This window comes from Streptomyces sp. NPDC054765 (assembly GCF_053612065.1).
This window is the reverse complement of the sequence record NZ_JBSHBP010000047.1, coordinates 37,088-55,145: the sequence shown is the minus strand read 5'-3', so window position 1 is coordinate 55,145 and position 18,058 is coordinate 37,088. Positions and strand designations below refer to the sequence as shown.

Here is an 18,058-nt window from a genome sequence, read left to right as displayed (position 1 = left end):
GGTTACGGGCGCGTGTCAGGAAGGCCTGGCGAGGCGGACGGTTGCGTTACGGCCATCCGTGGAGCCGTCCGCGAGGGGTGCCCGCACGGCCTCGCGGAACGGGTGGGGCTCAGGCGCCCAGGGCCGTACGCAGCCGCTTCGGGTCGACACGCCAGAAGTCGTGCTGGGCGCCGTCGACGAGGATGACCGGAATCTGCTCCCAGTACTTGCGGTGCAGTTCGGCGTCCTCGGTGATGTCTTTCCGCTCCCAGGACGCGCCGGTCTCCGTGCAGACTTTCTCGATCACGGCCTGGGCATCGTCGCAGAGGTGGCAGCCCGGCTTGCCGACGAGGGTGACCATCCGGTCGGCGGGGTTCTTGCGGGGGCTGCGGCTGAACGAGCTGAACAAGGGGGCCATGGAGTCATTGTGCCGGGTCGGGGTGGTGGGGGGAGGGCGTGCCGTGGCGGCCCCGGCCCCGGCACCGGCCCCTGGCTCCCGGCCTCTGGGGGCTCCCGGCCTCTGGCTCCCGGCCCCCTGGCTCCCCGCCCCGGCCATCACGGGCCGGTGGCCCCCCGGCCCGTGATGCCGGGCCTGGAACTGATGTGCGCCCTCCGGTGGCCGGGTCGATTACCATCGGTGGGCGATTTGTAGGTTTCCGGGGGTATAGCGGTGAGGAGTGAGGGCCCGTGCTCCCGTCGATGCTGCCGCGTTTCACAGGTGGCGCGAGTGAACGGCGTGACGTGGGAGTTGGTTCCGCGAAGGCCCGTAAAAGCCGCGTGACCCCCATCACTTTGGCCGGACAAACCGGACACCATCTTTGTGCACGCGTTCACAAAGACATAGCCTGCAGAAGACAGGGCGGTCGGGTTCCATACGGTCGCCCGCAGCCCCGCTCTACCCGCAGGAGCACCGTGGCAACTGGCCGAACTCACCGACCGGCGACCCGAAGCCGAGGCATTCCCGAGGCCACCGTCGCCCGTCTCCCGCTGTATCTGCGTGCCCTGACCGCGCTCTCCGAGCGCTCGGTCCCCACGGTCTCCTCCGAGGAGCTCGCGGCCGCGGCGGGGGTCAATTCCGCGAAGCTGCGCAAGGACTTCTCCTACCTCGGCTCCTACGGGACCCGTGGCGTCGGCTACGACGTGGAGTATCTCGTCTACCAGATCTCGCGTGAGCTGGGGCTGACCCAGGACTGGCCGGTTGTGATCGTCGGTATCGGTAACCTCGGCGCCGCGCTCGCCAACTACGGGGGCTTCGCCTCGCGCGGTTTCCGTGTTGCCGCGCTGATCGACGCCGACCCGGCCATGGCCGGCAAGCCCGTCGCGGGCATCGGGGTCCAGCACACGGACGAGCTGGAGCACATCATCGAGAGCAACGGCGTCTCGATCGGCGTCATCGCCACGCCGGCCGGGGCCGCCCAGCAGGTCTGCGACCGTCTGGTCGCGGCCGGTGTCACCTCGATCCTCAACTTCGCGCCGACCGTGCTGACCGTCCCCGACGGGGTGGACGTGCGGAAGGTCGACCTGTCGATAGAACTGCAGATCCTCGCCTTCCACGAGCAGCGCAAGGCGGGCGAGGAGGGCGGGCCCGACGGCGACGCGCCGGCTCCGGCCGCCCGTGCCGCCGCTGCCGTGGCGGGCGACCGTAAGGGACCTGACGGGGACATGCCCGCCGTGATGCCGGCATGACCCTCCTGGTCGTCGGACTGAGCCACCGCAGCGCGCCGGTGAGCGTGCTGGAGCGGGCCGCGCTCGCCCCCGAGGCACGCGGCAAGCTGCTGCAGGACGCGGTGTCGGCCGAACCGGTCACCGAGTCCGCGGTGCTGTCCACCTGCAACCGCATCGAGCTGTACGCCGACGTGGACAAGTTCCACGCCGGTGTCGCCGAGCTCTCCACCCTCCTGGCCCGCCACAGCGGCGCCGGCCTGGAGGAGCTGACCCCTTATCTCTATGTCCACTACGAGGACCGCGCCGTCCACCACCTCTTCTCGGTGGCCTGCGGCCTGGACTCGATGGTCGTCGGCGAGGGCCAGATCCTCGGGCAGATCAAGGACGCGCTGGCCGTCGCCCAGGAGCTGCACACCGCGGGACGGCTGCTGAACGACCTGTTCCAGCAGGCGCTGCGGGTCGGCAAGCGGGCCCACAGCGAGACCGGCATCGACAAGGCCGGCCAGTCGCTGGTCACCTTCGGACTGGAGCAGCTCGCGGCCGGGCAGGACGTCGCGGCCTGGGCACACGGCAAGCGGGCGCTGGTCATCGGCGCCGGATCGATGTCGTCGCTGGCCGCCACCACCCTCGTACGGGCCGGTGTCGGCGAACTGGCCGTCGCCAACCGCACCGTCGAGCGCGCCGAGCGGCTGGTGCAGATCCTCACCGAGCCGGGCGGGCCCGGTGCCGCGAACGGGCTCACCGCCCGCGCAGCCGCCATGACCTCCGTCCCGGACGAGCTGGCGCTCGCCGACATCGTGGTGTCCTGTACCGGCGCGACCGGTCTGGTCCTGGCCGGCGAGATGGTCGCGGCCGCGCGCGAGGGGAACGCGGCGCCGCTGGCGCTGCTCGACCTCGCGATGCCGCGGGACATAGATGCCGCGGCCCACCGGGTCGAGGGCGCGCATCTCGTCGACATCGAGTCGCTGGCCGACGCGTCCGCCGACGCGCCGATGGCGGCCGACGTGGACAAGGTGCGCGGCATCGTCTCCGACGAGGTGGCCGCGTTCGGCGCGGCCCAGCGGGCCGCGCACATCACCCCCACCGTGGTCGCGCTGCGCACCATGGCCGCGGATGTCGTCGCCGGCGAGATCACCCGGCTCGACGGCCGTCTTCCCGACCTGGACGACAAGCAGCGCGCCGAGATCACCCAGACCGTGCGCCGTGTCGTCGACAAGCTCCTGCACGCGCCCACCGTCCGGGTCAAGCAGCTCGCCAGCGAGCCGGGCGGCGCCGGGTACGCGGACGCCCTGCGGGAACTTTTCGACCTCGACCCCCAGACGGTTGCCGCCGTCAGCCGGGCCGACACGCGCGCCGACAGGCACGATGCACGGGAGCGGGCATGACCGACAGCACTACGAGAGCACTGCGGCTGGGCACGCGGCGCAGCAAGCTCGCCATGGCCCAGTCCGGACAGATCGCCGAGGCGGTCCGCGAGCTGACGGGCCGCCCCGTCGAGCTGGTGGAGATCACCACCTACGGCGACACCTCCCGTGAGCACCTCGCGCAGATCGGCGGCACCGGCGTCTTCGTCTCCGCGCTGCGCGACGCGCTGCTCACCGGGGAGATCGACTTCGCCGTCCACTCCCTCAAGGACCTGCCCACCACGCAGCCCGAGACCCTCACCCTGGCCGCGATCCCCGTACGGGAAGACCCCCGTGACGCGCTGATCGCCCGGGACGGGCTCACCTTTGAACAGCTGCCGGACGGCGCCCGGGTGGGGACCGGATCCCCCAGGAGGATGGCGCAGCTCAACGCCTGGGCCAGGGCGCTGGGCCGGCGTGTGGAGACCGTGCCGATACGCGGGAACATCGATACCCGCATCGGTTTCGTCGAGAAGGGTGAACTGGATGCGGTCGTACTGGCCGCCGCCGGGCTCACCCGTATCGGCCGGATCGACGAGGCGACGCAGCTGCTGTCGCCCGACGTGATTTTGCCCGCCCCCGGCCAGGGGGCACTGGCGATCGAGTGCGCTGCGGTCAACGTGGACCTCATCGCCCGGCTCGCCGAGCTCGACGACCCGGACACCCGGGCCGCCGTGACCGCCGAGCGTTCCCTGCTCGCCGCCCTGGAGGCCGGCTGTTCCGCACCCGTCGGAGCACTGGCCGACCTTTCCCCAAACTCTCGACTTCGTGCGAGCAGGGGAGGCCCCAAGGCTGACGAGCAGGCTGTCACCGAATTGCATCTGCGTGGTGTCGTCGGCACGACCGACGGCAGCACGCTGGTGCAACTGTCCACCACCGGGCACGTACCCGCCTCTCCCGACGACGTGTCGACCCCGCTGAACCTGGGTCGTGAACTCGCCGCCGAGATGCTCGCAAAGGGTGCGGCCGGTCTTATGGGGGAGCGAGCACTTTGAACCCCACCGCCCCAAACCACTCCGCCTCCGGTCAGGTCACCTTCCTGGGTGCCGGGCCGGGAGACCCGGGTCTGCTGACGCTGCGTGCCGTGGAGGCGCTGGCCTCCGCGGACGTACTGATCGCCGACCCGCAGGTGCTCGACGTCGTGCGCGTGCATGCCCGCGCACAGGTGGACACACCACTGCAGGCATCAGCTGACGAGGCGTCAATCCCCGCCGACATCCCCACCCTTAGGGACACCGCCAATCTTGTCATGGCGGCCGCCCGTGCGGGCAAGCGGGTCGTACGTGCCGTCACCGGTGACCCCGGGCTCGACGGCTATGTCGCCGAGGAGATGCTGGCGTGCGCCGCCGAGGGCATCGTCTTCGAGGTGGTGCCCGGTATCGCCGCGGCCGTCGGCGTGCCCGCGTACGCCGGTGTCCCGCTGCGGGACGCCCAGGGCACCGACGTGCGCTTCATCGACGCCCGCAGCGCCGACGCGCGCTGCTGGTCCGAGGTAGGTGCCAGTGACGCCACCGCCGTCGTCTCCACCACCCTCGACTCGGTGGCCGCGGCCGCCGGTGAGCTGGTGTCCGGGGGCCGCAAGCCGGACACCCCGATGACCGTCACCGTCGCCGGTACCACCACGCGCCAGCGCACCTGGACCGCCACCCTCGGGTCGGTCGCCCAGGTGCTCAAGGCCGCCAAGGTGCTGCCGTCGGCGGACGGCGGCCAGCCGGTCATAGCCGTGGTCGGTGAGCACAGCGCCGCGGCCCGGCGCGACCGCCTGTCGTGGTTCGAGTCCAAGCCGCTCTTCGGGTGGCGGGTGCTCGTGCCGCGTACCAAGGAGCAGGCCGCCTCGCTCTCCGACCAGCTCGTCTCGTACGGCGCGGTGTCGCACGAGGTCCCGACGATCGCCGTCGAGCCGCCGCGCACCCCGCAGCAGATGGAGCGCGCGGTCAAGGGCCTGGTCACCGGCCGCTACGAATGGATCGCCTTCACCTCGGTCAATGCCGTCAAGGCCGTCCGGGAGAAGTTCGAGGAGTACGGCCTCGATGCCCGCGCGTTCGCCGGGATCAAGGTCGCCGCGGTCGGCGAACAGACCGCCAAGGCGCTGGTCGCCTTCGGTGTGAAGCCCGACCTGGTGCCGAGCGGGGAGCAGTCGGCCGCCGGTCTGCTGGAGGACTGGCCGCCCTACGACGCGGTCTTCGACCCGATCGACCGCGTCTTCCTGCCGCGCGCCGACATCGCCACCGAGACCCTGGTCGCCGGGCTGATCGAGCTGGGCTGGGAGGTCGACGACGTCACCGCCTACCGGACGGTGCGCGCCTCGCCGCCGCCGGCCGAGACGCGGGAAGCGATCAAGGGCGGTGGCTTCGACGCGGTGCTGTTCACGTCGTCGAGCACCGTGCGGAACCTGGTCGGTATCGCCGGCAAGCCGCACAACGTGACGGTGATCGCCTGTATCGGTCCGGCCACCGCCAAGACCGCCGAGGAGCACGGGCTGCGGGTGGACGTCATGTCGCCCGAGCCGTCGGTGCACAAGCTGGCCGAAGCGCTCGCGGACTTCGGGGCGGCGCGGCGCGATGCCGCGCTGGAGGCCGGGGACCCGGTCACCCGGCCCAGCGAGCGGCGGCCCGGGTCGCGGAGGCGGGCTCGTAGCTGAGCGAGTTCGGTAGCTCGTACGGAATATAGGAAGGGCGCCCCTGTGCGGGCGCCCTTTCGCTTGCCCGCTGTCTTGCTTTGCCTGGTCCCCCGCTGGTCGACCAGCGGCCTGTACGCGACCGAATTCATCAAGCCCCGGCGGCCTTGGGGGTCTTGGGGGCCTGGGTGTCTTGGAGGTCTGGGTGTCTTGGAGGTCTGGGAAGACCCCGGATTCCGGGAGGGTGCGGCGGTGTGCCCCCACGCGGGCTGCCCTGGATATGACGGATAGCGACCCCAGTTGACGCAGCGTCAGGTGCGTCCGGGGGTGGTGCGACCGGCTTCGTAACGGCTCCGTGACCGTTCCGATTTTCTGCCTGCATCCCTGACTGCCCCGGCATAGCATGCCTCTGCCGACGCAGGGGCCACTTTGCTCCATCTCGGCCCAACTCCCCCTCGAAACACGTAAGGAAACGCTTGTCTCCCCACATATCAACCCGTTCTCGCGGCCTGCGGCGTACCTCGGCGGTGTCCGTCCTCGTCGGCACCGTCGCCGCGATCATGGCCAGCGTCTCCCCGGCGAGTGCGAAGCCCGTCACGGATGCCGAGCCGACCACGCCTCAGGTCTCCTGCACGTCCGACAAGGCCGGCCTTGCGACCCAGCTCAGCAAGGACCTCAAGGCCGTGGTGGAAGACCCCGCACTCAAGGGGCGGGTCTCCGTTGCCTTGTATGACCGCACCACGGGAACCCGGTGCGCATTCCAAGCGGACCAGCAGTACGACTCGGCGAGCGCCATCAAGGTCACCGTTTTGGGCACGCTCCTGCGCCAGGCCCAGGACGAGAACCGGGACCTGACCGCGACCGAGCGCACGCTCGCCAGCGACATGATCACGAAGTCGGACAACAACGCGACCACCACCTTGTGGAAGCAGCTCGGTGTTGACCGCGTCTCGGCCTTCCTGCGCCTCGCAGGTATGGACCACACCACCCCCGACCCGGACGGCTACTGGGGGCTGTCGCAGATCAACGCCGCCGACCAGATCAAGCTGATGGAGCTGCTCACCTCGGCAAACTCCGTTCTCAGCGACGATCACCGTGCCTACGCGCTGGACCTGATGAACCAGGTGATCCCCGCTCAGCGCTGGGGCGTCCCCGCCGGCGCACCGAGCGGAGCGACCGTGCATGTCAAGAACGGCTGGCTGCAGCGGACCGGCGGCGGATGGCGGGTGCACAGTATCGGCGCGTTCACCGGACAGGGGCATGACTACGGCCTCGCCGTCCTGAGCGCCGACAACACCGACATGCCTGCCAGCGTCGGGGTGATAGAGAACATCGCCCGGAAGGTCCACGCGGACCTCAACGGAACCACCCTCGACGCGCCTCAGCCCCAGCTCCAGCGCCAGAGCCGCCTGGCCCTGACCAACACCTCCGACGGTTCCCTGGTTCCCGACGGCAACCGGTAGCCCACCTTGCCGCCCGGCTCAGGCCGGGCGTCGGAACCTGTCAATCCCCATGTACCGGACGGCCGTTGGGCCTTGGTGCGAAGCACCTGCCCCTCACCCGAACCGTCGGGTGAGGGGCACGTCCGATGGGCGCGTCAGCGTCCGGAGGCGTACGGCAGGAAGCCGGCCCAGGTGGTGGGGGTGAAGGTGAGGCGGGGGCCGTCGGGGTTCTTGGAGTCGCGGATGAGGATGGTGTCGGGGGTGGCGGCGACCTCAATGCACTGGGCTCCTTCGTCGGTGCTGTAGCTGCTCTTCGTCCAGTTCGGTTCGCGCTCGGTCCCGGAGGAAGGCTTGAGGGTCATGTCTCTTCCCGCGCTTTCTCGATAAAGGCCAGTGACTCACGTGGTGTGAGAGCTTGCGCCCGGATGTTGCCATAACGCATGTCGAGCATCTGTACCTGTGGGGGTTCGGAGATCACTCGGCTGAGGTGCTGGACCTCGGCGAGTCCCACCGCATCGCCCCCCTTCAGCCGGAGCAGGCTGAACGAACCGCTGAGGCCCGGGTTCACTTCCCGTCCCAGCGGGAGCACTTGGAGGTCCACGTTCCGGAACTGGCCGACCTCCAGCAACCGTTCGAGCTGCCTGCGCATCACCAGTCTGCCTCCGATGGGGCGGCGCAGCGTCGACTCGCACTGAACAAAGCTGAAGATGGGCGGAGTCGCTGAGCTGTCCAGGATCTCCTGGCGGGCCATGCGGGCCGCCACCCGCTCCTCGATTTCGCGTGGCGGGAAGAACGGGCGGCGGTTGCCGATGAGTGCTTGTGCGTACTCCTCAGTCTGCAGCAGGCCGTTGAGGACGGAGTTTTCGTAGCGGCACAGCTCGACCGCCGCTGCCTCCAGCTTCTTCAGGTCCCGTACCTTCTTCGGGTAGCGGACGAGTGCCACGTCCTCCTTCAGCGTGGCGAGCCGGCCACCGGCTCCCAGTACCTCGTCCGCCTGGTCCAGGTACTCCGGCCGGGGAACCCGACGTCCGCGCTCCACCGAGGACACCGACTCCTCGCCGTACCCGATCGCCGTCCCGAACTCGGCCTGGGTGAGCCCGGCCGACTCGCGCCACAGCTTGAGCTGTCGCCCGACGAGTTTCATCACGGCCCCGGCTTCCTCGTCCTCCGGGCCCGTGTCCCATTCGCTCATGCCCACAGTCCTCCGCCTCGCTGATCCTGTTCAACGCCCGTTTTCCGTGACTGCTACCCCGCACGGCCCGGACAGAGCCGGACCCCACCCGGACAGTCGCCGCCCGCACGGTCTCCGGTACTTCTCAGGCTAGTTACGCGCGACCACTCTGTGTGACGTGAATCAGGGAATCACCCGAATCAGCAGTTCCGTTACCGGTCTCGTGGCGGACCCCGCCCCGGCGCTCCGGTTCTCCGTACCGCTCTCCGCCACTCGCCGCGGGGCCCGGCTGGCGCGGCTTCTGGCCACCGAGCAACTGTGCTCGTGGGGGCTGCCGTTCGCCCCGGCGAGGTTGATCGTTGCGGAGCTGGCGGCGAATGCCGTGCTGCACGGCCGGGTCCCCGGGCGGTGCTTCCGCCTCGGCCTTGCCGTCACCCCGCCCGCCACGCTCCGTATCGAAGTGACCGACACTCGCGGTGACCGGCTGCCCGTCCGTCCGTCGGGCACCGGCGGGCCCCTGGCCGAGTCCGGGCACGGGCTGCTGCTCGTGGGGGAGCTGGCGGACCGCTGGGGCGTGGAGGAGGGGCCGGTGCCGCGCAAGACCGTCTGGGCGGAGCTGGATTTCGTTCCGCCCGCTGAGTGCTGAGTGCTGAGTGCTGAGTGCTGAGTGCTGAACCGGAGCCCGGAAAGGCGGGACCCGGTGGGCCGGGCGGCGGTGTGGCGGGCGGCCCAAGACAAAGAACCCCGTGAGAGAACCTTCCAAACCCACCAAACCCCGCGTACGTCACCCGTGGGGGTGAATCAGCGCAACTCGGCTGGCGTGCGGGCGACTTGGGTGGGCAGGCTCGGGGCTGACCACCGCAGACATGCGACGGCCCCCGCCGGGACTGCAATCCCAGTGCGAGGGCCTGACCACCAGAGGAAGACGTACCTTCCCGATGGCTGAGCAGAAGCCTAGCGCCGCTGTGCGCCCGTATCCCCGTGTTCGGCGAAGTGCTGCCCACTACGGGGTGACCCATATCCGGCGGTACCAGCCGGACCGGTACACGATCATCGGCAATCACCTCGCCCAGCACCGCGAACTGTCCCTGACCGCGATCGGCGTGGGCACCCACATCCTGTCGCTGCCCGAGGGCGCCTCCGTCGATATCCGTACCCTCACCGCCCGCTTTCCCGAGGGGCGCGACCGGATCGCCTTCGCCCTGCGGGAGTTGGAGGCCCACGGCTATGTCCGGCGGGTACGGGAACGTACCGCCGACGGTCGCGTGATCACCCGTACCTACGCGCACAATGCTCCCGGTGCCACCGAGGGCCCTGCCGAGGCGCCTGCCGCCGCGACCCCGGAGCAGGGGGAGAAGGTCCCGGCGCCACCTGTCCCGGCAGCGCCGCCTGTTCTGGCAGCGCCATCCGCCCCGGCAGCGCCACAGGTACCGCCCGCTGTCGCGAAAGCTTCTCCCGCCACGGAAGCTCCCCCCTGCGAGCACCACAGCGAGCACCACACCACGGCCGTCGCCCTCCTCGCGGCCCTGCGTCGCACCGACGACCGGCTCACCCTGCCCCAGCGGGACGTACGCCGTCTCGCCTCCGCCGTTGTCGCATGGTTCGAGAACGGTGCCACCGCCGCGGCCGTCCACCGCACCCTGATCGCGGACCTCCCGTGCGACCTGAAGAACCCGGCCGGGCTGCTCGCGCACCGTCTCCGGGAGTTGCTGCCGCCGCCCCTTCCGGCGGGCGACGAAGACCCGCCGGTACCCGGCACGGCCGACCGTCGCCGGCACCGGCCGGACCCGTTCCAGACCTGCGACGGCTGCGACCGCGCGTTCCGTGCCCGGCAGCCGGGGCGGTGCCGCGACTGCCGGTCCGGGCCGGCAAAAGCCGGTGACGCCGTCGCGGCCTAGGGACTGTCCCACATCTGACGACCCCACCTAGCTAGGTCGGTATCCCTGCTGCGTTCGCATGCGACTCATGCACTCGGGCAGATAAGTGTGAACCGGGTCATTTTGGCGGGATTGAGCGGCGGCCCCTCATCTGCGGAACAGTCGACCCTTAAGGCCAGGTCCAGGTGCCCGCCGTGCCGTAAACGCGGACACAGCCCCTGACAACTGCCCAGCAATCAGCACAAGCACCGTTGAGTACGAGAACGACCAGTCAGAGAGTGACTACGATTTTCCCCCGGGCATGGCCGGTCTCGCTCAATCGGTGTGCTGCGGCGGCGTTCTCCAGGGTGAAGACGCCCGCGAGCGGCACGGTGAAGCGGCCCTCCTCGGCGAGGGCTGCGGCCGTGGTGAGCCCGTCGAGCGCCTGCGGGTCTGCGCCGGGGCCCGCCGAACGGGTCAGATGAACCCCGCACTCAGCGGCGTTCATGTCGGCGAGGGTCACTACCCGGTCCGCGCTGCCGGCGAGGTCCACCAGGTCAGGCAGTGAACCTGACCCGACGCAGTCCAGGACGAGGTCCACTCCGTCGGGTGCCAGGATACCGACCCGCTCGCGCAACCCGGGACCGTAGGTCGTCGGTTCCGCCCCGAGACCGGCGAGAAAGTCATGGTTGTGCGGGCCGGCGGTGCCGATGACCGTCGCGCCGCGGGCCACCGCAAGCTGGACGGCGAGCGTGCCCACCCCGCCGGCCGCGCCCTCGATCAGCAGGGTGTTGCCCGCCTCGACCTTCAACAGATCGAGAGCACGCGCGGCGGTCTCCACGTTCGCGGCAACGCCGCCGGCCTGCTCCCAGCTCAGGGCGTGCGGCTTCAGGGCCCAGGCGGACAACACGGCGTACTCGGCGTTGGCGCCGCCGAGCTGCCCGAGCTCGGCGAGAGAAACGATGCCAAAGACCGCGTCGCCCGGCCGGACATCATCGACCCCCGCGCCGACCTCGTCGACGACCCCCGCGGCGTCCACGCCGAGTACGTGCGGCAGGCGCACCGGCATCATGTCGCGGAACTGACCCGAGCGCAGGCCGCAGTCGGAGGGAGCGACGCCGGAGGCGCGTACGGCCACTCGGATCTGCCCTGGTCCCGCGTGCGGTTCCGGAACGTCAGCGACCTCGAGCACGCTCGCGGGACCGTACTCGGAAAACGTCAGTGCCCTCATGGGACCCGAGGCTACAGAAGCATGCCGCCCGTTCGGCATCGTGCCCGGTGCTCCACCGCCCAGGACAATCGACAGCGCGTCCGTCGTCTCTGCCTTACGCCGCGTATACGCGCCATGGCTAGACTTTGATCATGACAATCCCCCTGTCCGCGCTGGATCTTGTCATCGCGGAGACGGACAGCACCGCCGCCGAGTCGCTCGACGCGACCAGCCGAACCGTGCTTCGACTGGACGAGCTCAACTATCAGCGAGTCTGGTTCGCCGAGCATCATGGAACCGAACTGTCCGCGAGCGTCGTACCGGCGGTCCTGATGGCGCACTTCGCGGCCCTGACCAGTCGTATCCGGCTCGGATCCGGTGGTGTCCTCGCGCCCCACCACGCGCCCCTGGCAATCGCGGAGCAGTTCGCCACCCTGGCGACGCTGCATCCGGACCGCATCGACATGGGCATCGGCCGCGGACCGGGTACGTTCGACCAGTCGATCGTGCGGGCGTTGCGCCGGGGTGGCGAGCCGACCACGGACGCGGAGTACGCCGAAGACGTGGCCGCTATTCTGCGCTACCTCTCCGGCGAAGGCGGCGTGCAGCTGATAGCCGGCTGGCAACCGGACGCGGGAGGCGCCCGCCCGTGGCTGCTGGCGTCCAGCCTGGGCAGTGCGGAGCTGGCGGCTCGGCTGGGACTGCCGATCGCGCTGGCGCACCACATCCGGCCGGACCAGAGCGCCGCCACGGCGGAGCGCTACCGGGAACGGTTCACGCCGTCTCGGTGGGCGGACCGGCCCTACGTGATGGCCGCGGTCGAAACGATCGTCGCGGACACGGACGAGGAGGCTGCACGCCTGGCGCGCCCGACCGACGTCGCGAGGGCCACGCCAACCTCGGCGGCGCTGCTCTCCCCGGACGAAGCAGCCCAGCGGAAGATCCCGGAGGAGGTGCGCGCCACTGTGGAGGCCATCGGCGCGGCGCAGGCGCGCGGCTCGGTGGAGACGGTGCGACGCCGCTTCGCGGAGATCGTGGAGCAGACCGGCGCGGACGAGCTGATGCTCTACGCCTCCGTGCACGACGCCGACGCACGGATCCGCTGCTACGAACTGGCTGCCAAAGCCGCCGAGTAAGAGCCGCTTCTCTCCCGCCGTCCCCACGACTCAAAGCTATGGGTGCTCTCCAGCGTGGCGACCAGGCCCTTCCACTCCGTGTTGGAGGGGAACGGGGCCGTGGGGATGCCGACGGTGGGAACCCTGGTGAGCTCGGGCGGGTCCCTCACCCGCGTCTTGCTCCACTGCAACTGCCCTCCCGTGAATGCCGTTCATCCAGCAACGCTCCTTCCCGCGTGGACGTACCGTCTCCTTTATGAGCACCAGCGGGGCGGACCAGCAAGAACAGCCACAAGCACATCACCGCGGGCACGTCCTGCTGATAGCCGGGGATCAGGCAGTGCACCGCCGGCGGACCCAGATCCTCCCGAGCCAGAACCTGGCCGCCCTGACCGTCGTGCCCACCCCCGTGCTGCTGGGCAGCAACCTCCCGACCGACGCCACCCACCTGGACGGTGTACGCGACCAGAACAGCGTCCTGCAGCGGCTGCGGGTCGCCGCCGCGACACCCGGACCGCTGCTGATCTATCTGTCCGGCCGACTGACCACCGACCGCAAGGCGCGCCGGCTCCACCTCGCGCTGCCCGGCACCACCGCGACGACCGTCCGCTACACCTCCCTGCCCTGGGAGTGGCTGCGCACCGAGCTGCGGCCACGCCCGCCCGGCAGCTCAACACTCCTGGTCGACCTCGCCGCCGACAAGGGGGCATGGGAGCAGCTGCAGGCGGACCTCGCCGACGTCACCGCCGGATTCGCGCTGTACGGCGTGATCAGCCCGCCCGGATTCCCCGGTACCAGCGGAGTCAGCGACTACACCCGAGCGCTGATCGAGGCACTGCGCAGCACCCGCGACCGGCCCCCCCACGCCCAGCTGCACGCCCAGGCCGTGGCCGGCGCGAGAGTCCCTCCCGGCACCCTGGTCCTGCCCACCGCACCGGCAATTTCCCCTGCCCCCGCAGCGCCGGAACGCCAGGCCGCACCAGGGGTGATGGCTCCCGCGCAGGAACGGCAGGAGGCCGGCATCCCGGCGGCGCCGCAACCCCTCCCCGACCCCACGGCTGTCTTCCCACACCCCGCTGCGAAAGCACCTCTACAGGCCACGGCGCCGCCCCTGCACATGTCTCCCCAGCGGCTCGGCCAACCGCCGGTTCCGGCGCTTTATCCGCCACCAGGTCCCGTCCAGTTGCCACCGACCGCAGCGATTCCCCCACAGGCCCCGGCAGCGCCCATGCCGGCCCGGGACGAGCGGGAGCGAGGGGTGCTGACCACTCAACAGTCGCCGCCCCCAGTCCCGCCGGCGCCCGTCGCGCAGCAGCCCGCACCAGCGCCACCCGTGGAGCAACAGCCGGCGCCGGTCCTGGTGCAGCCCATGCAGCTGGACCCCAGGCCGATCATCTGGCAGGCGGCCCAGGACGGTCGGCACAACGAGGCCGCCGAGATGGCCGCCGCATGGGAGCAGCAGACCCTGCAGCAGTACGGCCCCGACTCTCCCCAGGCCATCCTCTGGGCAGAGATCCGAGCAGACCTCGCCCGCATCGCGGAGAAGTGGACGGTCGCCACACAACTGTGGGTGGCAGCCGCCAGGGCCCGACTCGCCCACCAGGCACCGGATGCTCCGGAGGTGCTCAACGCCGCCCGGGGCGCCCACTACTGCTGGCAGCAGATCGAAGACCCTGCCGAAGCCCGCAGCTGCGGACCCGAGCTGATCGCGCTTCTACGGCAGCTGCCGGACCTTGACCACCGCCACCTCCCGGCCGCCCGGCAACGAATGGAGTACCTGCAGCATGCGCCGACCGGCCGCCGCCGCTGACGTGCGCAAATTCGCCGGCCACAGGAACGATGCTCAGGTCCAGGTGGCGATTCCACGGCGCCCCGGGCCTCGCGCTCTGCCCGGGGCGCCGACTGCTCACCGAAGGAGACCGGGGGATGTCGCAACTGCCGGGGAGGATCCAGCCCATCTATGCGGCCCTCATCATGCGTGCCGCAGGCCTCGAACCGCTGGAGCCCTACCGCGGCTATGACCAGCCCTGGGCATGCCGCTGCACACAATGCGGGAAGCTGGTGCGCCCCAGATTCCGGCAGATCCGTGACGGGGCAGGCGGCTGCCGCTCCTGCGGACTCAGGGCCCGCCACGCCCGCCGCCGCGCCCGGACCGTCGACACGAGGCACTGACTTGTCGCCGGTCGGCGACCATCATCGAGCCGCTGACCAGGGGCAATCGCCCCCATCAGCCAGGCACTTATCAAGAGGGCCGTTGATGGAGTGCTACATCGAGGTCCGCACCGGCTACTGATCTCACCGCCGCCCGCAGGCCTGCCGCTCGACAGCCACATCTGGCGCAGGCCGGCCGCTGCTCGGTGCGTCGTTGCCACTCGGCACGCCAGGTGTCGCGGGTGCGCGGCTCACCTCCGCCTGCGCGGAGAAGACCGGTCGCCGCAAGGCGGCCTTTCGTCATTTCGGAGTGCTCTCCGCGGGAGCGGAGGCGAGTGTGGACGACACCGCGATGACCGCGGCCGGCCAGGGCAACGTCCTCGCCTCCCGTCTCATCCACCGGGCCCACGCCGAACCCGGCTGGTACCTCTACGCACCGACGTGCGCGCTCGTCGAAGCCGACCGCGCCCGGCCCGGTACCGCCGAGCACCTCGCTGCCCTGCCCGGCATCACCGTCCTGGATTTGGACCTGCCCGCGGCCCTGGCCGTGGCGCAGCAGGAGACATGGGCGGCAGCCCACAGCCAGTACGCGGCCCAGCCCACCCCGGACCGCCCTGACGGGGCGATCGTCGCCACCACCGCCCCGAAGCGTTGGGACGGCGAGCCGGTCCGGGTCCTGGACCTCAACGCTTGACCCTTGTCCCGACGCTGCTCTGCCATGACCCAACTTCCCCAGCAGTCACAGTCTTCACGCTACGAGGGGAGGGAGGCTCAGCCCGCAGCAGAGGCGGAGAACGCTGTCCACGCTAGGAAGCTCGTGCGTCGTGCTTCTCGCGGTGGGCGAGGACTTGGTCCATGTGAGTCTGCGCCCACTGTCTGAGTCCGCGTGTCAGGTGGTGAAGCGAGAGGCCGAGGTCAGTCAGCTCGTAGGTGACGGTGACGGGCACCGTGGGTGTCACGGTGCGGATGAGCAAGCCGTCGCGTTCGAGGGCTCGTAGGGTCTGGGTCAGCATCTTCTGGCTGACGCCGGCCAGTAGCCGGGCGAGCTCGGAGAAACGCATCGCCTTCGGGGCGTGCGATGCGCCGGGCGGTTCGGACGCGTCACCGCCCAGTGCGCACAGGATCAGGACGACCCACTTGTCTGAGATCCGGTCGAGGAGCTGACGGCTGGGGCACACCGCCAGGAAAGCGTTGTACTCCGCCTTCTTGTCGGACTTCGTCGTCGTCACTGATCTGCCTCTCTCCCTCTGGGTTAGTTACGCACTTCAGAGTGCCTACTTCCCGATCGGAAGTTTGTCTCCAATGCTGGTGCAAGGGGGCCGGAGACACCACCCCTGGCAAGGGGACACCACCCCTGGCATTACCCCTGGCAAGGGGACACCACCCCTGGCATTGAGTGAAAGGCAGCACGATGAACACGCCCTCCACACCTCTTCCCGGCGGAATCTGGAAGCTGGGTGACTCGACCGTCACCCGTTTCGGCTATGGCGCGATGCAGCTCGCCGGACCGTGGGTCATGGGGCCGCCCGCCGATCACGACGGCGCCCTGGCCGTCCTGCGCGAGGCAGTCAGCCTCGGGATCGCCCACATTGACACCAGCGACGCCTACGGACCGCGCCTCACGAATGAGCTGATCCGCGAAGCGCTGCACCCCTACCCGGAGTCGCTGTTCATCGCCACCAAGGTGGGCGCGGCCCGCGACGCGCAGGGCGGCTGGCCCACGGCCCGGCGCCCCGAAGACCTGCGCAAGCAGGTCCACGAAAACCTCGAATCCCTCGGCGTCGAGGCCCTTGACCTGGTCAACATGCGCATGGGCGACGCTCAGGGCCCCCAGCCCGGCTCGATCGCCGAAGCATTCGAAACGCTCGTCGACCTCCAGCGAGAGGGCCTGATCCGCCACCTCGGCGTCAGCAACGTCACCGCGGAGCAGGTTGCCGAGGCACGCGGCATCGCCCCGATCGTGTGCGTACAGAACATGTACAACTTCGTTCACCGTCACGACGACGACCTCGTGGACCACCTCGCCGCCGACGGCATCGCCTACGTGCCGTTCTTCCCTCTGGGAGGCTTCACGCCGCTACAGTCCGAGGCCCTCTCGCAGGTCGCGAGCCGGCTGGGGGCGACGCCGATGTCGGTCGCGCTGGCCTGGCTGATGCAACGCTCGCCGAACATCCTGCTCATCCCCGGTACCTCGTCCACCGCCCACCTGCGCGAGAACATCGCAGGCGCCGGGCTCTTGCTCTCCGGCGAGGACGTGGCCGAACTGGACAGCATCGGCCACGGCCACTGAACAACACACAGGCCGTCGACCGCACCAGGCAGTGGCCTGTCCGGCAGTGGCCTGTCCGCGCTCGCCGGCGTCGGTCGAGGACACAGGGAACGGGCCAAGGAACGGCCCAGGGGACGGGCCAAGGAACGGGTCAAGGAACGGCCCGGCGCTCGGCTACTTCAGCGAGTTGACGGCCACGGAGGTCGCCTCCGCGATCAGCTTGTTGTCCGGTTTCGCGTCCTTCTCGGTGCGGTTCGTGAGGATCGCTACGACCAGGGGCGCGGCGTGCGGCCGCCAGACCACGGCGATGTCGTCCCGGCCGCCGTAGTTGCTGCCCATTCCGGTCTTGTCGCCGACCGTCCAGCCCTTGGGCACGCCGGCCCTGATCAGCTCGCCGCCCGTGGTGTTGGTCCGCAGCCACTTGGTGAGCTGAGCGCGTTCCCCCTTGCCGAGGACATCCCCGAGCACGAAGGTGCGCAGGTCCTTGGCGAAGGCCTGCGGGGTGGTCGTGTCGCGCGTCGAGCCCGGATCCCATGTGCTCAGGTCCGGCTCGTAGCGCTCCATGTGCGTGACGTTGTCGCCGATGTTCTTGAGCGCGGCGTTCAGGGCCTTGGGGCCGCCGAGTTCCTTGAGGAGCAGGTTGGCCGCGGTGTTGTCGCTGTAGCGGACGGCGGCGTCGCACAGTTCGCGCAGGGTCATCCCCGACGTGACGTGCTTCTCGGTCACGGGAGAGTTGGCGACCAGGTCCTTCTTGCTGTACTTGATCACCTTGTCCATCCCGCTCAGGGAGCGCTTGCGCAGCACGGCGCCGGCCGCGAAGGCCTTGAACGTGGAGTTGTGGGCGAACCGTTCGCCGTCGCGGTAGGCCACCACGTGTCCGGTGCCGGTGTCGACGGCGTAGACGCCGAGGCGGGCGTCGTGGGTGCGCTCCAGCTTCTGCAAGGCGTGAACGTAGGGCTTCTTCGCCGCGGAAGCAGACGCGGACGCGGACGCGGACGCGGACGAAGCGGCGAGGGAACTGCCCTCGCCGCAGGCGGTGAGCGGAATGAGGGTGAGGGCGACGAGCGCACTGAGAGCACAGCGCTGGGCACGGGTGTGCTGCATGATCTGAACCTCCGGTCCTGCCCCGGCGCGCACAGCACGGGGAACGGGCGGCCGGGCTCCCTCCGGGATCCGGCCG

At 70.1% G+C, this 18,058-nt stretch carries 18 protein-coding genes; 12 read left to right on the top strand and 6 right to left on the bottom strand.

Annotated elements, in window-relative coordinates; translation table 11 throughout:
* Nucleotides 1-109: 109 nt before the first annotated feature.
* Nucleotides 110-397: a glutaredoxin family protein gene (locus ACWGJY_RS26400; protein WP_453263328.1), complete on the bottom strand. Its 288-nt coding sequence runs from the start codon at nt 395-397 to the stop codon at nt 110-112.
* Between the two features lie 494 nt (nt 398-891).
* Here ACWGJY_RS26400 and ACWGJY_RS26395 point away from each other — a divergent pair, with 494 nt between their 5' ends.
* From ACWGJY_RS26395 to ACWGJY_RS26375, 5 genes are all read left to right on the top strand, one after another.
* Nucleotides 892-1,665 carry a redox-sensing transcriptional repressor Rex gene (locus tag ACWGJY_RS26395; protein ID WP_453263327.1) on the top strand — a complete coding sequence of 258 codons (774 nt, stop codon included), beginning with the start codon at nt 892-894 and terminating at the stop codon, nt 1,663-1,665.
* On the top strand, nt 1,662-3,029 hold the full coding sequence (locus tag ACWGJY_RS26390) for a glutamyl-tRNA reductase (protein ID WP_453263326.1): 1,368 nt from the start codon (nt 1,662-1,664) through the stop codon (nt 3,027-3,029). Before ACWGJY_RS26395 ends, ACWGJY_RS26390 begins: the two co-directional genes overlap by 4 nt.
* The gene (hemC, locus tag ACWGJY_RS26385; protein ID WP_453263325.1) at nt 3,026-4,042 is read left to right on the top strand and encodes a hydroxymethylbilane synthase; all 1,017 of its coding nucleotides are present in this window, start codon (nt 3,026-3,028) and stop codon (nt 4,040-4,042) included. Before ACWGJY_RS26390 ends, hemC begins: the two co-directional genes overlap by 4 nt.
* Nucleotides 4,039-5,688, top strand: a complete 1,650-nt coding sequence (locus tag ACWGJY_RS26380) for a uroporphyrinogen-III synthase (RefSeq protein ID WP_453263324.1) — start codon at nt 4,039-4,041, stop codon at nt 5,686-5,688. Before hemC ends, ACWGJY_RS26380 begins: the two co-directional genes overlap by 4 nt.
* A gap of 503 nt (nt 5,689-6,191) precedes the next feature.
* Nucleotides 6,192-7,127 (top strand): serine hydrolase, encoded by a 936-nt coding sequence (locus ACWGJY_RS26375; protein ID WP_453263323.1) that lies wholly within the window; start codon nt 6,192-6,194, stop codon nt 7,125-7,127.
* A gap of 134 nt (nt 7,128-7,261) precedes the next feature.
* Here ACWGJY_RS26375 and ACWGJY_RS26370 read toward each other — a convergent pair whose 3' ends face one another.
* Together ACWGJY_RS26370 and ACWGJY_RS26365 are read right to left on the bottom strand one after the other, a co-directional pair.
* Nucleotides 7,262-7,468 (bottom strand): DUF397 domain-containing protein, encoded by a 207-nt coding sequence (locus ACWGJY_RS26370; protein WP_453263322.1) that lies wholly within the window; start codon nt 7,466-7,468, stop codon nt 7,262-7,264.
* Nucleotides 7,465-8,298, bottom strand: a complete 834-nt coding sequence (locus ACWGJY_RS26365; RefSeq protein WP_453263321.1) for a helix-turn-helix domain-containing protein — start codon at nt 8,296-8,298, stop codon at nt 7,465-7,467. Before ACWGJY_RS26365 ends, ACWGJY_RS26370 begins: the two co-directional genes overlap by 4 nt.
* Before the next feature lie 157 nt (nt 8,299-8,455).
* Between ACWGJY_RS26365 and ACWGJY_RS26360 the strand changes: the two genes are divergently transcribed.
* Complete coding sequence (locus tag ACWGJY_RS26360; protein WP_453263320.1) at nt 8,456-8,923, top strand: ATP-binding protein; 468 nt, start codon at nt 8,456-8,458, stop codon at nt 8,921-8,923.
* Nucleotides 8,924-9,287: 364 nt separating this feature from the next.
* Nucleotides 9,288-10,175 (top strand): helix-turn-helix domain-containing protein, encoded by an 888-nt coding sequence (locus ACWGJY_RS26355; RefSeq protein ID WP_453263319.1) that lies wholly within the window; start codon nt 9,288-9,290, stop codon nt 10,173-10,175.
* Nucleotides 10,176-10,425: 250 nt separating this feature from the next.
* Here ACWGJY_RS26355 and ACWGJY_RS26350 read toward each other — a convergent pair whose 3' ends face one another.
* On the bottom strand, nt 10,426-11,364 hold the full coding sequence (locus tag ACWGJY_RS26350) for an NADP-dependent oxidoreductase (RefSeq protein ID WP_453263318.1): 939 nt from the start codon (nt 11,362-11,364) through the stop codon (nt 10,426-10,428).
* Nucleotides 11,365-11,495: 131 nt separating this feature from the next.
* On the opposite strand from ACWGJY_RS26350, the gene ACWGJY_RS26345 reads away from it, so the two are divergent.
* The 4 genes from ACWGJY_RS26345 to ACWGJY_RS26330 all read left to right on the top strand — a co-directional run bounded on the left by ACWGJY_RS26345 (nt 11,496) and on the right by ACWGJY_RS26330 (nt 15,303).
* Nucleotides 11,496-12,479, top strand: a complete 984-nt coding sequence (locus ACWGJY_RS26345) for an MsnO8 family LLM class oxidoreductase (RefSeq protein ID WP_453263317.1) — start codon at nt 11,496-11,498, stop codon at nt 12,477-12,479.
* Between the two features lie 235 nt (nt 12,480-12,714).
* On the top strand, nt 12,715-14,268 hold the full coding sequence (locus tag ACWGJY_RS26340) for a hypothetical protein (RefSeq protein WP_453263316.1): 1,554 nt from the start codon (nt 12,715-12,717) through the stop codon (nt 14,266-14,268).
* A gap of 116 nt (nt 14,269-14,384) precedes the next feature.
* Nucleotides 14,385-14,630, top strand: a complete 246-nt coding sequence (locus ACWGJY_RS26335; RefSeq protein WP_453263315.1) for a hypothetical protein — start codon at nt 14,385-14,387, stop codon at nt 14,628-14,630.
* Between the two features lie 331 nt (nt 14,631-14,961).
* Nucleotides 14,962-15,303 (top strand): hypothetical protein, encoded by a 342-nt coding sequence (locus tag ACWGJY_RS26330; RefSeq protein WP_453263339.1) that lies wholly within the window; start codon nt 14,962-14,964, stop codon nt 15,301-15,303.
* 112 nt (nt 15,304-15,415) lie between these two features.
* Here the strand turns inward: ACWGJY_RS26330 and ACWGJY_RS26325 are convergent, their stop codons facing one another.
* On the bottom strand, nt 15,416-15,838 hold the full coding sequence (locus tag ACWGJY_RS26325) for a winged helix-turn-helix transcriptional regulator (protein WP_453263314.1): 423 nt from the start codon (nt 15,836-15,838) through the stop codon (nt 15,416-15,418).
* Between the two features lie 182 nt (nt 15,839-16,020).
* On the opposite strand from ACWGJY_RS26325, the gene ACWGJY_RS26320 reads away from it, so the two are divergent.
* Entirely contained in the window at nt 16,021-16,899 is an 879-nt protein-coding gene (locus ACWGJY_RS26320; protein WP_453263313.1) for an aldo/keto reductase family oxidoreductase, read from the top strand.
* Between the two features lie 153 nt (nt 16,900-17,052).
* On the opposite strand, the gene bla is transcribed toward ACWGJY_RS26320, so the two are convergent.
* Nucleotides 17,053-17,982 carry a class A beta-lactamase gene (bla, locus tag ACWGJY_RS26315; protein ID WP_453263312.1) on the bottom strand — a complete coding sequence of 310 codons (930 nt, stop codon included), beginning with the start codon at nt 17,980-17,982 and terminating at the stop codon, nt 17,053-17,055.
* Nucleotides 17,983-18,058: the final 76 nt, after the last annotated feature.